Annotated in this window: 14 protein-coding genes; all 14 read left to right on the top strand. The window is 44.0% G+C overall.

Annotation, left to right across the window (positions count from 1 at the left end; translation table 11 throughout):
* Positions 1-32 precede the first annotated feature (32 nt).
* The 14 genes from AC3WJJ_RS09515 to AC3WJJ_RS09450 all read left to right on the top strand — a co-directional run bounded on the left by AC3WJJ_RS09515 (position 33) and on the right by AC3WJJ_RS09450 (position 14,749).
* Complete coding sequence (locus AC3WJJ_RS09515; protein WP_492540048.1) at positions 33-2,675, top strand: FtsK/SpoIIIE family DNA translocase; 2,643 nt, start codon at positions 33-35, stop codon at positions 2,673-2,675.
* A gap of 243 nt (positions 2,676-2,918) precedes the next feature.
* A complete protein-coding gene (sleB, locus tag AC3WJJ_RS09510; RefSeq protein WP_492540046.1) occupies positions 2,919-3,713 on the top strand; it encodes a spore cortex-lytic enzyme in 795 nt (264 codons plus the stop codon).
* 116 nt (positions 3,714-3,829) lie between these two features.
* Positions 3,830-5,113 carry an EF-P 5-aminopentanol modification-associated protein YfmF gene (gene yfmF / locus AC3WJJ_RS09505; protein ID WP_492540044.1) on the top strand — a complete coding sequence of 428 codons (1,284 nt, stop codon included), beginning with the start codon at positions 3,830-3,832 and terminating at the stop codon, positions 5,111-5,113.
* A gap of 3 nt (positions 5,114-5,116) precedes the next feature.
* On the top strand, positions 5,117-6,403 hold the full coding sequence (gene yfmH / locus AC3WJJ_RS09500) for an EF-P 5-aminopentanol modification-associated protein YfmH (RefSeq protein WP_492540043.1): 1,287 nt from the start codon (positions 5,117-5,119) through the stop codon (positions 6,401-6,403).
* Positions 6,400-7,170: an elongation factor P 5-aminopentanone reductase gene (gene ymfI / locus AC3WJJ_RS09495; protein ID WP_492540041.1), complete on the top strand. Its 771-nt coding sequence runs from the start codon at positions 6,400-6,402 to the stop codon at positions 7,168-7,170. The genes yfmH and ymfI overlap by 4 nt, the downstream gene beginning before the upstream one ends.
* A gap of 116 nt (positions 7,171-7,286) precedes the next feature.
* Positions 7,287-7,541 carry a DUF3243 domain-containing protein gene (locus AC3WJJ_RS09490; RefSeq protein ID WP_422657233.1) on the top strand — a complete coding sequence of 85 codons (255 nt, stop codon included), beginning with the start codon at positions 7,287-7,289 and terminating at the stop codon, positions 7,539-7,541.
* 186 nt (positions 7,542-7,727) lie between these two features.
* Entirely contained in the window at positions 7,728-8,495 is a 768-nt protein-coding gene (locus tag AC3WJJ_RS09485; protein ID WP_492540038.1) for a DUF3388 domain-containing protein, read from the top strand.
* Positions 8,496-8,527: 32 nt separating this feature from the next.
* Positions 8,528-9,505 (top strand): helix-turn-helix domain-containing protein, encoded by a 978-nt coding sequence (locus tag AC3WJJ_RS09480; protein ID WP_492540036.1) that lies wholly within the window; start codon positions 8,528-8,530, stop codon positions 9,503-9,505.
* An 89-nt stretch (positions 9,506-9,594) separates the two neighbouring features.
* Positions 9,595-9,765: a hypothetical protein gene (locus AC3WJJ_RS09475; protein ID WP_422657230.1), complete on the top strand. Its 171-nt coding sequence runs from the start codon at positions 9,595-9,597 to the stop codon at positions 9,763-9,765.
* Positions 9,766-9,891: 126 nt separating this feature from the next.
* The gene (locus AC3WJJ_RS09470; protein WP_422657229.1) at positions 9,892-10,383 is read left to right on the top strand and encodes a YajQ family cyclic di-GMP-binding protein; all 492 of its coding nucleotides are present in this window, start codon (positions 9,892-9,894) and stop codon (positions 10,381-10,383) included.
* A 232-nt stretch (positions 10,384-10,615) separates the two neighbouring features.
* Positions 10,616-11,203 (top strand): CDP-diacylglycerol--glycerol-3-phosphate 3-phosphatidyltransferase, encoded by a 588-nt coding sequence (pgsA, locus tag AC3WJJ_RS09465; RefSeq protein WP_492540034.1) that lies wholly within the window; start codon positions 10,616-10,618, stop codon positions 11,201-11,203.
* 111 nt (positions 11,204-11,314) lie between these two features.
* Positions 11,315-12,577 carry a competence/damage-inducible protein A gene (locus AC3WJJ_RS09460; protein ID WP_422657227.1) on the top strand — a complete coding sequence of 421 codons (1,263 nt, stop codon included), beginning with the start codon at positions 11,315-11,317 and terminating at the stop codon, positions 12,575-12,577.
* A 235-nt stretch (positions 12,578-12,812) separates the two neighbouring features.
* Positions 12,813-13,874, top strand: coding sequence for a recombinase RecA (recA, locus tag AC3WJJ_RS09455; RefSeq protein WP_492541985.1), 1,062 nt, complete (start codon positions 12,813-12,815; stop codon positions 13,872-13,874).
* A 131-nt stretch (positions 13,875-14,005) separates the two neighbouring features.
* Positions 14,006-14,749, top strand: coding sequence for a regulatory protein RecX (locus tag AC3WJJ_RS09450; protein WP_492540032.1), 744 nt, complete (start codon positions 14,006-14,008; stop codon positions 14,747-14,749).
* Positions 14,750-14,873 lie beyond the last annotated feature (124 nt).

Raw genomic sequence — 14,873 nt, 5'->3', positions numbered from 1 at the left:
TATGTTATAATATGGCTTCGGGGGTGACACTATTGGCAAAACGCAAGCGGAAGAAGAGAGCTGTATTTGCCTCGGTTCTCAAATATGAAATTTATGGAATTATACTGATGACACTCTCGGTGATTGCTTTATCCGGGGAGGCTCCGGTAGGGCGATCTTTATCTAAGATGTCAGGCTATCTACTAGGTAAATATTACTTCATCATCCCCCTTGTTGGAATGTTCTATGGATTAATGGTGATGATTCATCGGAAATGGCCTAAACGCTGGAATAGTCGTCGTACTGGCGTTCTTCTGTTTGTCCTATCGCTGACTTTAATGAGCAGCATCAGCGGCCTGGAGCCTAAGCTAGCACCTATCGGTCAACTTAGCTCAGGTAATGTGCTTGCTCAAATACATAGTGATTTGCAAGGAGAGCTCCTTCACAGTAAAGCTGATGGAAATCACCCCGTAATGGGAAGGGATGTTAGCGGGGGATATATAGGTGCATTGCAGTTTGCTCTATTATTGATGTTCTTTGGTAGTGTGGGTGCGCGTCTTATTATGATCGTTATGCTGTTCATCAGCTTTATGCTCATTACTAACTTATCGTATGTGGATCTGGTGCGAATGCTGCGGGTCCGTTTGGTAAAAGCAGGTGAACATCTACAGAAGAGAATGCAAGGGCGGCAGACGAAGGCCAAAGCTAAATCATCCGCATCCGCGCGAAAGAAAAAGCCTCAAGTTATCCCAGAATATGAGGATGATGACGGTGATGATCTAGAAGATGTTGAAATGCCTTTGTCGAGAAAGAAAGGTTCCCCTGTATTTTTCCAACTGTTCGGCAACAAAAATTCGAAATCCAAAGTTGATAAAGAACAGGATACACAGGATACACAGGATAACGAGGACTTTTCTGAACAAGCCCATAAAGAGAATGTTGGAGCTGTGAATTTCGTTCAAGAGGAGGGCGAAGCCACTCCATTTGGGTACGATGATTCACCGATCTCAAACGTACCTACATCTTCATCGCCCATTATTCGTGATTTCTTCGAGCAAGTTAAACAAGAAAATAATGTGGATGATGAGGACTTGGATGAGTTAGAAGCTCAGCAGTATGATATTACAGAAGAGGCTGCTGAGAATATGAGTGTGACGGGATCAGGACAAGAAGAAGTTAAGGAGGACTTGGTTTCCGCAGTTTCAAATGAAGAATTCACTGAAGAAGCGGATCAGGAAGCAACACCTGTTACGCCACCACCACCGCCACCCAAACCGTACAAGCTTCCTCCTTTTCGCTTGTTATCGAAGCCTAACAATGGTGGCAAGTCCGGAGATCAGAAGGATTATATGCAGACAGCCCGTAAGCTGGAGGCTACGCTTGAAAGTTTCGGTGTTCGTGCTAAAGTGCTGGAGGTTGTCAGAGGTCCGTCTGTTACTAGGTATGAGATTCAGCCAGATATTGGTGTAAAGGTGAGTCGTATTGTTAGTCTTACAGATGATATCGCGCTTGCATTAGCGGCGAAGGACATACGGATGGAAGCACCTATACCGGGTAAATCGGCGATCGGGATTGAGGTTCCGAATAATGAAGTTTCCATTGTAACGATGCGTGAAGTGATGGAGACACCATTCTTTCAGGATGCACAGTCTAAGCTTTCTATCGCGTTCGGGCGAGACATCTCCGGACAGACTATTGTCGGTAATTTAGCAAGAATGCCCCATCTACTCGTTGCTGGTGCTACGGGATCTGGTAAATCTGTATGTATTAACGGGATTATCACAAGCATTCTCTATAAGGCTAAGCCCGATGAAGTAAAGTTTCTAATGGTCGATCCTAAGATGGTCGAGCTGAATGTATACAACGGGATTCCACATCTGTTAGCACCAGTGGTGACAGATCCGAAACGGGCTTCACTGGCTCTTAAGAAGATTGTTGTTGAGATGGAGAAACGATATGAGCTGTTCTCCAAGTCTAGTACACGGAACATTGAAGGTTATAATACATTGATGAAAGACAATCCGTCCGCTGTATTGCCGTATATTGTCGTAATCGTAGACGAGCTTGCAGACCTAATGATGGTTGCTGCACATGATGTTGAAGAGGCCATCACACGTCTAGCCCAAATGGCACGTGCTGCAGGGATTCACTTAATCATTGCTACCCAGCGTCCCTCTGTGGATGTTATTACAGGGGTTATTAAGGCGAACATTCCTTCTAGGATTGCGTTCGGTGTTTCTTCGCAAGTCGATTCTAGAACTATTCTAGATATGGCCGGGGCGGAGAAGTTGCTTGGTCGAGGAGATATGTTATTCATGCCTATGGGATCGTCTAAGCCTGTAAGGGTTCAAGGTGCATTTATGAGCGATCAGGAAGTAGAGAATATTGTCGGGTTTGTTCGTGACCAAGGGCAGGCTGAATATGATGAGTCTCTAGTTCCTGAGATCGATGAATCTGGAGCTGCAGATGATGAAGTCCTTGATGAGTTATATGATCAAGCGGTAACCATTATTTTGGAGGCGAAGCAAGCTTCGGTATCTTTGCTTCAACGTCGTATGCGAGTTGGATACACACGTGCAGCTCGATTAATTGACTCCATGGAAGCTAGAGGTGTGATCGGACCGTATGAGGGGAGTAAACCTCGTGAGGTACTAATGTCGATGGAGCAGTATCAGCAGAGCCGTGTAAGCTCATAATTCAACAAGTACAACAAGGAAACAGGTATCTTTTACGCATTTTGATTATGCGAAAGATGCCTGTTTTTTCGGTTATTGGTAATGGCCAGTTATACTTTAGTGAGCGTATGGAAAGGTTTCATCTAGATCAGAAGAATTGCTGGCTCTACTTCTTCTCTTGGAAATGTGCATAGGAAAAGGGATCGCTTGTCATAATATCTTTAGCGAGGCTTGTTAAACCACAAGAGAAAGGTAGAGCGCATCATGAAAAACATAAAGATTTGGCTACTGTTCGGTGTCCTGGTATTGTTATCGGCGGCCGTTTTTTCACAGACGAATGCCAATCCAACATCGGAGCAAAACCCACTTACACAGGAAGCTGTTCCTACATTCAGTCAGGCTATTTTGAAATTTGGTTCCACAGGTGATGATGTATATGAGCTTCAAGGCAGATTGAAGTTCTTAGGATTTTATCACGGAAAGATTGATAGTGTATTTGGTTCCAAGACACGCAGTTCCGTGAAATGGTTCCAATCCGAATTTGGAATGAAGGTTGATGGTATTGTCGGTCCAAAGGTAAAGCTCAAACTTTACAATGCAACAAAGAATTGGCGTCCAACAGAACCTAAAACACAAACAGGGAATAAGACGAATACTGGTAAAAAGCAAGAGTCTAATCTATCCTCTGCTAATAACCTAGGGTTATCCGACAATGACTTGAAAATCATGGCTAATGCGGTGTACGGCGAGGCTCGTGGTGAACCTTTTGAAGGCCAGGTTGCTGTAGCAGCTGTTATATTGAACCGTGTGAAGTCCCCAAGCTTTCCAAATACACCATCCGGAGTCATATTCCAACCGCGTGCTTTTACGGCTGTAGCAGATGGACAGATTTGGCTCGAGCCGAATGAAACAGCAAAAAAAGCAGTACTTCAAGCGGTTAACGGTTGGGACCCTTCAGGCGGTTGCCTCTATTACTTTAATCCGAAGACAGCGACCTCGTCCTGGATTTGGAGCCGTCCTCAAGTCAAAACCATTGGACAGCATATCTTCTGTATGTAATACATGAAGCAACCGAGGGCTTGTCTTCGGTTGCTTCTTCACTTTACGATGGGTTAGAATGGAACTAAATTAAGCCTAGAGCACCATCAATTCATGTGGTAAGGGAGTTTTGGACCTTGACGACGAAAACGGGATTTGAACACGGCTCAGCGGGTGGTATCCGTATTCACGTGCTACCGACACGCCGCTTCAAAACATTTGCAATTTCGCTGTATGCCGGAAGTCCACTGGAAGAAGACACAGTGACGACCACGGCTTTGACACCGTTTGTACTCCGGAGAGGTACAGTCTCCTATCCGGAGACAAGAGCTTTCCGAGAACGACTCGAACAGTTGTATGGAGCTGGTTTCGGTTTTGATGTTTATAAACGAGGAGATCATCAAATTGTACATTTTCGAATGGACACGATTAATGATTCATTTGTTCAGAGCTCCGAGAGTCTCTTGAAATCGTCTTTTGCTTTTTTAGGCGAAGCGCTTACTGCGCCCGCTCTTGAGAATGGAGTATTCCGCAGTTCTTATGTACAGACGGAGCGGGATACGGTTCGTAAAAAGTTAGAGGCGATCGTGAATGATAAGATTCGATATGCGGCTGAACGTTGTATTGAAGTTATGTGTAGAAATGAACCGTACCGCCTTCACCCACTAGGTCAGCGTAAGGACCTAGACGGCATTTCAGCGGATAGTTTATATACTGCTTATCAGAAATGGATGAACGAAGCTGTATTTGATCTTTACGTCGTGGGTGATACCTCCATTGAGGAAGTCCAAAAGCTTGTAGAAGAACATTTCTCGATGGACCGTGTAAATACTTCTGAATACGCAGCTTCTGTCGTCCGTTCCGACACAAGCGAGCCTCAGACGGTAGTAGAGAAGCTGGACATCAATCAAGGGAAGCTGAATCTTGGACTTCGAAGCAAAATTACTTACAGTGACAAAGACTACGCTGCAGCCTTAATGTATAACGGTATTCTTGGTGGATACCCACATTCCAAACTGTTTGTAAATGTCCGTGAGAAAGAGAGCCTTGCTTATTATGCTTCTTCACGATATGACGGGCACAAAGGGATCGCTACGATCCAGTCCGGAATTGAAATTCAGAACTATGAGAAAGCGGTCGAAATTATCCGTAAACAGCTAGATGATATGGCTAATGGAATAATTTCGGACGTTGAAATGACCCAGACTAAAGCGATGATTCGTAATGTAGTTAAGGAAATGCAAGATTCCGCTTTTGAGTTAATTGCTTATGATTTTAATCGTGTACTGTCCGGTAAGGAGCGCACGGCAGAGGAACTTCTGGAGCAGGTGGGAAATGTTTCAATCGATGACGTTACGCGCGCTGCATCCGCTTTTTCGCTCGATACGATTTATTTCCTGAAAGGCCAAAAGGAGGAATAGCCGGTGCAAAGCATTCATTATGAAAATCTCCAAGAAACGTTGTACTATGAAGTGCTGGATAATGGGCTGCACGTCTATGTTTTGCCTAAACCCGGATTCCAGAAAACATATGCTACTTTTGCAACGAAATATGGTTCTGTAGATAATCATTTCCGTGTTGAAGGAAAACCTGAGATACGCGTTCCGGATGGAATCGCTCACTTTCTTGAGCATAAAATGTTCGAAGAACCGGAGGGCGGCGATGTATTCGCGAAATTTGCTTCTAACGGCGCATCTGCGAATGCATTTACAAGCTTTGATCAAACCGTATACTTGTTCTCAGCCACAGAGAATATCATGGCGAATCTAGAGACGCTGATTGATTTTGTTCAAAATCCTTATTTTACGGATCAGAATGTGGAGAAGGAAAAAGGGATTATCGGTCAAGAAATTAACATGTATCAGGATAATCCGGATTGGCGTGTGTATTTCGGGCTGATCGAAGCTTTGTATAAAGTGCATCCGGTACACATTGATATTGCAGGAACGATTGAATCCATTGGCACGATAACAAAAGAAGATTTATATACCTGTTATAACGCCTTCTATCACCCGAGTAATATGCTGCTATTCGTTGTTGGTGGTGTAGATCCGGAAGAAACGATTGCTATGGTAAAGGCGAACCAGGCTCGTAAAACATACGACAAGCAGGGAAGCATCGATCGGCTGTTTGATCCAGAACCAGAACAGGTTGCGGAGAAACAAAAGATATGCAGACTCGCTGTCTCCTTACCGAAATGCTTATTTGGCTTCAAAGAAAAAGAAGTTGGTCTTGCACCAGAAGATCAGCTGCGACGTGATTTGACTACAAAATTGATGCTTGATCTGTTGTTTGGATCTAGCACAGAATTGTATCAAAAATTATATGATGAGGACTTGATTTCCGACAGCTTCTCTCATGAGTATAGTAGTTCGCCTCAGTATGCATTTTCCGCAGCAGGTGGTGATACAAGGGATCCGGAGCAGATGCTTAAGCGCATTCGTGAAGAAGTGGATCGCTTGAAGGAAAAAGGATTTAATCAGTCCGATTTTGAACGAGCGCGTAAAAAGAAAATGGGTGGCTATCTGCGGATGCTCAATTCCCCGGAAAACATTGCACATGAATTTACTCGATACGAGTTTAGAGGCAGCAATTTATTCGCTGTTTTACCAGTATACGAGTCGATTACACTAGAAGATGTTAACCGCAGACTTCAGGAACATGTAGATTGGGATCAACTCGCCGTTTCATTGGTGTTAAGCCCGGAATGAGTGATCTATTGGGAGAGGTTCAGAAACCGATTGGGGAAATGACGGTTCTGATCACAGGCGCCAGCAGAGGGATTGGGGCTGCTATAGCGGAACGTTTCGCAGCTGTTGGTATGAATATCATTATTCATTACATGAACTCTCATGAAGCTGCTAATGAGGTAGCACGGCGATGTATGAGCCATGGATCTAAGGTGATGACTGTGTCTGCGGATTTGAAGGATAAGGAACAAATCTTGCGGATGAAGGAAAAGCTACAGAATCATGGCATGGAGCCGGACATTTTGGTCAATAACGCAGGGATTTCTCATTATGGCCTTCTATCCGATGTGACAGAAGAAGAATGGGATACGGTGATGTCTGTTAACCTAAAAGGGACATTCCTTTGCACCCAGGCCTTCATGGGACGAATGGTTTCACAAAGGTTCGGACGAATTATTAATGTTTCTTCCGTGTGGGGGATTTCAGGCGCTTCATGTGAAGTGCTCTACTCCACGAGTAAGGGAGGACTTAATGCTTTCACAAAAGCATTAGCCAAAGAGCTCGCTCCTTCAGGCGTTACAGTGAATGCTGTTGCTCCTGGTGCAGTGGATACTTCAATGCTGGGTCACTTGGAAGAAGATGAGATTCGCATGCTTGAGGAAGAAATTCCGGTTGGACGTCTTGCCCATCCGGATGAAATCTCCTCGCTTGTTTACTTTTTGGCTTTGCCGGAATCTGGTTACATTACGGGACAGGTGATTAGTCCGAACGGTGGATGGGTGACTTAGAGAGGCTTTCGTGTATATGGTGTATTTCACCACTCATAGTGGATTGCGTACGGGGACATATTATTATTGTTCGTTTTAAATCTCAATTGCAAGCAAGCAAAAGGAGGATTTAATCCATGTCATCCGTACTCAAAAACTTCGATTCGTGGAAAAAGTTTCTTGGTGAGCGTGTTGTTCAAGCAGAAAAAGCGGGAATGAGTGAAGACACGATTTCTCAGCTTGCCTACGAAATTGGTGATTTCCTGGATGAGAAAGTTGATCCTCAGAACTCCTCCAACCGTGCTCTAAAAGAGCTTTGGGAAGTAGGAAATGAGGAAGAACGCCGCACGATTGCTCGTCTCATGGTCAAGTTAGCCAAATCGAACGCATAGTTCAGAAGAGCAGCCCCCTGATGCAGGGGGTTTTTTATTCGAAATTGGTTACAGAGTTGCCCTTGCCTTTCATTTTCATTTTATATATCATTAACGTGACCCATTTATTAAACTTTTTTCGGCATGTCTATGATTGGTAAATCCTGTCGAAGGTTAATGGAATAGAAGTTCGGGTGAGGTGTTTTGGTGGAATCTAAACAGTGGTATATGGAGTATAAGATACATAAGAACCGTCCTGGCTTGCTAGGGGATATTGCGTCTATGCTCGGTATGATGGAAGTGAACATTCTAACAATCAACGGCGTAGAAGGTCAGACTAGAGGTATGCTTCTAGAGACGGATGATGAAGAGAAAATCACTTTAATGGGTAAAATGTTAAACAAGGTCGAGAATATTACGGTGACGGCACTAAGGCCTCCCAAGCTTGTAGATCGACTGGCAGTTCGTCACGGCCGTTATATTGACCGGGATTCTGACGATCATAAAACATTTCGCTTTACTCGTGATGAGTTAGGTTTACTTGTTGATTTTTTAGGTGAAGTGTTTAAGCGGGAAGGAAACCAGGTCATTGGTCTCCGAGGAATGCCACGTGTCGGCAAGACTGAATCCATTATTGCAGGTAGTGTATGTGCCATGAAACGGTGGACATTTGTATCCTCTACATTGCTAAGACAGACGATTCGCAGTCAGCTATCTGAGGATGAAATGAATCCAACCAATGTCTTCATTATTGACGGAATTGTGAGTACCATACGTTCTAACGAAAAGCACTATCAGTTACTTCAAGACATTATGACTATGGAGAGCACGAAAGTAATTGAGCATCCGGATATATTTGTGCGGGAATCCGAATACTCATACGATGATTTTGATATTCTGATCGAACTTCGAAACAATCCGGGCGAGGAAATCGTTTATGATACATTCACCGGTTCGTACAGTGACGATCTGTAATGACCGCAGAAATTCCAAGAGGAGGTGATGGTATGTCCGAACTGGGACAACAATTAAGAGAAGCGCGTCTACAAAAAGGCATGAGTCTGGACGACGTGCAGGAAGTTACAAAAATACGCAAACGCTACTTAGAAGCCATCGAGGCTGGGGACTATAAGGTGCTTCCAGGCAGCTTTTATGTCCGGGCATTCATCAAAACCTATGCGGAAGCGGTAGGTTTAAATCCAGATGAGCTGCTTGAGGGACATAAACAAGATGTGCCTAAGCCTGAGCCGGAAGCAACAATGGAGCCTGTGATGCAGAAACGTGCCACAAGGACATCATCAGACCGGAATATCAGTTGGGTTCCAACGGTACTAATGTGGATATTCCCTATTTTGATTATCGCTGTCATTGCTTTATATGCTTATAAAACTAACAGTGATGTGCCTGATAAGGTGCCGCCTGTTACTCAGAATGATCCTTCTGAACAAGGTGGAAGCGATGAGCCTACGACACCGAATCCGGGAGGCGCTCAAGGTGAAGGTGGTACTACGGATGAAGGAACGAATAAAGACCCGGAAACGGATGTTGCACCAGGAGATGAATCTAACGGTGAGGACGAAACCCAAAATCCTGATGAGAACAATAACGAAGGCGAGCAAGGTCAAATAACGGTTACAGAAGACCGTAAGGAAGGCAAGAATGTGGTCTTCAAAGTAGCTTCATCAGGAGATACCCCAGTTAAAGTAGAAATTAAAGCTTCTGGACAGAGCTGGGTGGAAGTTTACCGGGGATACAATTCAACGGGGGAGAAGCTCTCTTTCGGAATGATGAATGCTGGTGAATCTGTAAGTTTTGAACTGGATAGCCAAGGTATGTACGTGAAGTCTGGATACTCACCAGCTACAGAAATTACGGTAGGTGGGCAACCCGTAACGGATGGTAAGACATCATCACGATTGCTATTTGAACCAGCAGAGGCAGGATCTACGGGCAGTAGCGAAACGGGAACTAACGATATAGAATAAACTTTCCTTTCTCAGGATAAAGTAATAGCGGTGTGCGGTTTATGCGCACCGCTATTTTTCATCCTATAGCAAGTGAGGTGGGCATCAAGATGTCTGTGAGTTGGATTGTAACTTTGCTAGGTGTAATTGTAAGTCTCTTGGGTTATTTTCTAATCCCGAATAATTGGGGCTACGGTATACTAGGGTTTGGATTAGCTCATATCCTACTGGGCGTTCTCGAAATGTTCCGCGGACCTGGTAAGAGTGGGGCAGGAAATTAGAAGACGAAGTCTTTTGTATAGAGATGTATTAGGGTAATGGAGGAATCATGGTCTGAAGGATTAGACTTCCACCAGAGTTATAACCTATAATAGAGTAGACATATTGCACGAAAGGAAGGAATGACCATGAGTTCTGAAAGTTCATTTGATATTGTGTCCAAGATGGACATGCAGGAATTGAGTAATGCGATTAACCAAGCGGAGCGAGAAATTGAGAATCGCTTCGATTTTAAGGGCAGCAAAAGCAGTCTGAAACTAGATAAAGACGCGCTAGTCATCGCATCTGAGGATGAATACAAGCTGAACGCGGTTATCGATATTTTGCAATCCAAGATGGTAAAGCGTGGATTATCTCTGAAGAATGTGGATTATGGTAAGATTGAGCCTGCATCACTAGGAACCGTTAGACAGCGTCTTTCGCTGAAACAGGGGATCGATCAGGAGAACTCTAAGAAGATCAATATTCTGATTCGTGATTCGAAGCTCAAGGTTAAGAGTCAGATTCAAGGTGATCAGATTCGGGTTACGGGTAAGAGTAAGAATGATCTTCAGGCTATCATGCAGTTGTTGCGCAAAGCCGATCTGCCGCTGGATCTGCAGTTTACCAACTTTAAATAGGCTGCAGGCCTCCCTTCGTGTGCGAGGAGGAGGTCTTTCTCTTTTTGACACGGAACCAGCCTTAATATTATACTGAAATTCGATATATCAAGGTGTGGATAGACTCATTAGCATGTGCTGCTATCCGCTTATCGAGCCTTTAGGTACATATGATTCAAATCTTAGTTCGAAAAACTGACTGTTATGAAGTCGGTTGCGGGTAATAACAACCCCAATAGAGGGAGGCTGCTTCATGAATTTACCGAATCGCATAACGCTGGCCCGAATTTGCCTGATACCCGTTATGATGATTTTTTTGCTGGTGGATTTCGATTTTTATCCAGAGCCGATCGTATGGAATGGTTTTAAACTGCCATATAACCAGCTTATCGCCGCTTTGATTTTTATTGTGGCAGCCAGCACAGATGGAATTGATGGTTATCTCGCTCGTAAGAACAACATGGTAACTAATCTTGGTAAATTACTCGACCCATTGGCTGATAAATTGCTTGTGGCTGCTGTTCTTATTTCTTTAGTGGAAATGGGAAAAGTGGAATCTTGGATTGTTGTGGTAATTATTAGCCGTGAATTTGCTGTAACTGGACTGCGTCAGATTGCTCTGCTTGATGGAGCTGTTGTAGCAGCTGGAAATTCGGGTAAGTTAAAGACAGTGATTCAGATTGTTGCGATTGTTGCTCTGTTGATCAATAATTTCCCATTCGTGTTCTTTGGAGTGCCGTTTGATCAGATTGCAATTTGGGCTGCGGCATTGATTACGATCTACTCTGGCGCAGAATATTTTGTGAAAAACAAACACCTTCTTAGAGGGGCCGGGGCATAATAGCAATAGGAGAAATCCTATTGCTTTTTTCTTCCATAATGGCGAGAGTTAATTAGATTGTTATAAACGGTAACAATTATAAAGAGAATAGATCAGGAGGTTTTACGCGGAATGAAAGCAGAGATTATTGCGGTCGGAACCGAGTTGTTGCTCGGTCAAATCGTAAATACAAATGCACAATATTTGTCCAGACAACTTGCAAGTATGGGGATCGATGTATATTATCAGACCGTCGTTGGTGACAACATGGAGCGTATTAAGGAATCACTTGCGATCTCCAGTGCTCGGACGGATATTATAATCTTGACCGGGGGTCTAGGACCGACACAGGATGATATTACGAAAGATGCATTAGCGGAATTTATCGGGACTTCTCTTCATATTGACAGAATGGCTATGGACAATGTAGACCGCTTCTTTATGGATCGCGGTAAGAAAATGACAGAGAATAATAAACGCCAGGCCTTGTCAATAGATGGAGGAACACCCCTGCCGAATGAGACAGGACTTGCTGTAGGGAATGCTATTACTCATGATGGCACTCATTATATTGTACTTCCGGGGCCTCCAAGAGAGCTGATGCCGATGTTTGAACAACAGGCGAAGCCTTGGTTAATGCAGCATGTACTCACCGATGAGTTGCCACTCTACTCCAAGATGCTTAAATTTGCGGGGATCGGTGAGTCTGCGCTGGATGACCGGCTTAGTGATCTAATCAGCGAGCAAAGCGACCCCACCATTGCTCTGTATGCAAAAGAAGGCGAAGTGACGGTTCGCATTTCCACCAAGGCTTCCAGCGAAGGTGAGGCCATGGAGCGGCTTACTGCTCTCGAAGAACAGATCAAGGGGATTGTTCCAGAACATATGTATGCAAACGAGGATGTTCCCATTGAAAAAGTTATCGTTGATATGATGGCTGATCAAGGCTGGACCATTAGTGCTGCGGAAAGCTGTACAGGTGGTCTGGTAATGGAGAATATCACTTCAATTCCAGGTAGTGCGACGATGCTACTAGGAGGAATTGTCTGCTACACGAACCAGATTAAACATAAGCTGATAAATGTTCCACAGCAGCTTCTAGAAGGTGAGGATGCGCCAGGTGCAGTATCTCCTGAAGTTGCGGAGGTTCTTGCTGAACAGATTCGGATGGTGACAGATAGTGATTTCGGTTTATCTGTGACAGGAGTGGCTGGGCCAGGCTATGCAGAACGTAAACCAGTCGGACTTGTGTATATCGGATTGTCAGAGCGTGGCAAGAAGACAGAAGTACATGAGCTTCACCTTAAAGGTGACAGAGAGATGGTTCGTCTACGTGCGACTAAGGCGATCTTGTACCGTTTGTGGCTGAGACTTACAGCAACTCAGTTTCAGTAAAAAATTAACAATAGACTTGAATCAAAGTCTGTTGTTCAGTATAATGGATATACGGAAGAACCGTGGCATATCAAATGATGTTGCCGCGGTTTTTGCTGTTTCTGGAGCACCTGCGGTTCAAACAAGGAGGGAATGCTTCAGTAAAAAAAACGAATGTATGTTCGAAAAAATGCTTGGCAAACGAAACGAAACAAGGTATGATTAATCTATCAACAATTGAAGGGTTGTGGAAGAATTGTCAGATCGTCGTGCTGCGCTGGATATGGCGCTTCGTCAGATAGAGAAACAGTTCGGTAAAGGTTCAATTATGAAGTTGGGTGAATCAACTCACATGCAAGTCGAAATCGTGCCGAGCGGATCTTTGGCATTGGATATAGCATTAGGAACAGGCGGTCTTCCGAAAGGCCGGATCATTGAAGTCTATGGACCTGAATCTTCCGGTAAGACTACCGTAGCACTCCATGCTGTGGCCGAAGTTCAAAGAGTGGGTGGACAAGCTGCATTTATCGATGCGGAGCATGCTCTAGACCCTGCTTACGCGAGCAAACTAGGTGTTAACATTGATGAGCTGTTGCTGTCTCAGCCAGATACGGGTGAACAGGCTCTTGAGATTGCAGAAGCGTTAGTACGCAGTGGTGCTGTCGATATTATCGTTATTGACTCGGTAGCAGCGCTTGTTCCGAAAGCGGAGATCGAAGGTGACATGGGTGACTCTCACGTAGGTCTACAAGCTCGTTTGATGTCTCAAGCACTTCGTAAATTGTCAGGGGCAATCAGCAAATCGAAGACGATTGCTATCTTTATCAACCAGCTTCGTGAGAAGGTTGGTGTAATGTTTGGTAACCCAGAAACAACCCCGGGTGGCCGTGCGTTGAAGTTCTATTCAACGGTTCGTTTGGATGTTCGTCGTATTGAGAGCATCAAGATGGGGAATGACGTGGTAGGTAACCGTACACGTGTCAAAGTCGTCAAGAATAAGGTAGCACCTCCTTTTAAACAAGCTGAAATCGATATTATGTATGGAGAAGGCATTTCGAAAGAAGGCAGCCTGATTGATATCGGTACAGAACTAGATATCGTTGATAAGAGTGGCGCGTGGTATTCCTTTACAGGTGAACGTTTGGGTCAGGGCCGTGAAAATGCTAAGCAATTCCTGAAGGAGCATCCGGAGATTGCTGATGTTATCGAGCGGAAAATCCGTGAGGCAAGCAATCTGTCAACTAATGTACCTGAGGCTAGTGAAAGTGAAAAGCTTAAGGAAGAACAAGAAGAACAAGAACTGTTTAAAGCTGAATAATTTATAGTATATTTAGCGGTATCTGATAGACCGTTTGGTGTTAGTTATTACACCAAACGGTCTTCTTTACAATCTAGATCTGATCGGAAAGTGTTATAATTGTAAGAATGAGTGTAGCAGGAGGGGATTTTATGGACATACACAATGATCAACAGTCTTCAATAGAAGACGAGGAGTCAAGAGGAATATCTCTTTTTCCGAATGACCAGGACTTAGTGATCACCTCCGTTGAGATGATGCGAAAACCTAAGCATTGTTACCTGATTAGATTTGGGCAATATAGCATGTCCGTTCATGAAGATATCATGATCAAATATCGATTGATGAAGGGTAGTGTGTTCCAGAAGGAAGAGCTAGAGGAGATTGTTGTTGCTGATGAACGACAGCAAGCTTATGTGGAGGCACTACGTTTCTTGGAACGAAAGCCCCGAACGGAGAAGGAGATCGCGCAGCGTCTTAGTCAGAAGGGAATGACTGCTGACGGGATCGAGAAGACGATAGAGCGTCTACAGCAGGAACGTTTAGTTGATGATGAGCTTTATGCTAAGCAATGGGCTGAACAGCGGATTACGAAGCAGAAGAAGGGACGCATGTGGGTGCGGCAGGAGCTTCGACAGAAGGGCATTGATAGTGAACTTATCGTAGATGCTTTAAATGAAGTGAATGAAGAGGATGAATTTTATAGTGCATATTTGATAGGAAAGAAGAAGTGGCAGCAGATCAAAGGAGATGCACTTGAGCGCAAACGTAAGACAGGGGCTTTCTTAATGCGTCGGGGCTTTACAGGAGAACAAGTGCGTAAAGTAATCTATAAATTAATAACTGAGGATAAAGAGGCTGAAAATTCTCTAGAAGAGTTAGAAGTGTTTGAATAATCAAAAATGGATTATTATGGTATTAATAGAATCATATTTGGATGAACATGGTCATTAACCATTGCTTTCCCTTGACAATATCTTTTCATAAATACTAAAATGAAAATGAATCTTTATCATGTAC

The organism is Paenibacillus sp. FW507-14B1B (genome assembly GCF_058781425.1).
This window is presented reverse-complemented; position numbering and strand designations above follow the sequence as displayed.

Bases quoted from the DNA above. Each gene is read 5' to 3' on its own strand.
- AC3WJJ_RS09470 (WP_422657229.1), top strand. From the start codon at position 9,892: ATGAGTTCTGAAAGTTCATTTGATATTGTGTCCAAGATGGACATGCAG.
- AC3WJJ_RS09475 (WP_422657230.1), top strand. From the start codon at position 9,595: ATGTCTGTGAGTTGGATTGTAACTTTGCTAGGTGTAATTGTAAGTCTC.
- AC3WJJ_RS09460 (WP_422657227.1), top strand. From the start codon at position 11,315: ATGAAAGCAGAGATTATTGCGGTCGGAACCGAGTTGTTGCTCGGTCAA.
- AC3WJJ_RS09450 (WP_492540032.1), top strand. From the start codon at position 14,006: ATGGACATACACAATGATCAACAGTCTTCAATAGAAGACGAGGAGTCA.
- ymfI (WP_492540041.1), top strand. From the start codon at position 6,400: ATGAGTGATCTATTGGGAGAGGTTCAGAAACCGATTGGGGAAATGACG.
- pgsA (WP_492540034.1), top strand. From the start codon at position 10,616: ATGAATTTACCGAATCGCATAACGCTGGCCCGAATTTGCCTGATACCC.
- AC3WJJ_RS09480 (WP_492540036.1), top strand. From the start codon at position 8,528: ATGTCCGAACTGGGACAACAATTAAGAGAAGCGCGTCTACAAAAAGGC.
- AC3WJJ_RS09490 (WP_422657233.1), top strand. From the start codon at position 7,287: ATGTCATCCGTACTCAAAAACTTCGATTCGTGGAAAAAGTTTCTTGGT.
- sleB (WP_492540046.1), top strand. From the start codon at position 2,919: ATGAAAAACATAAAGATTTGGCTACTGTTCGGTGTCCTGGTATTGTTA.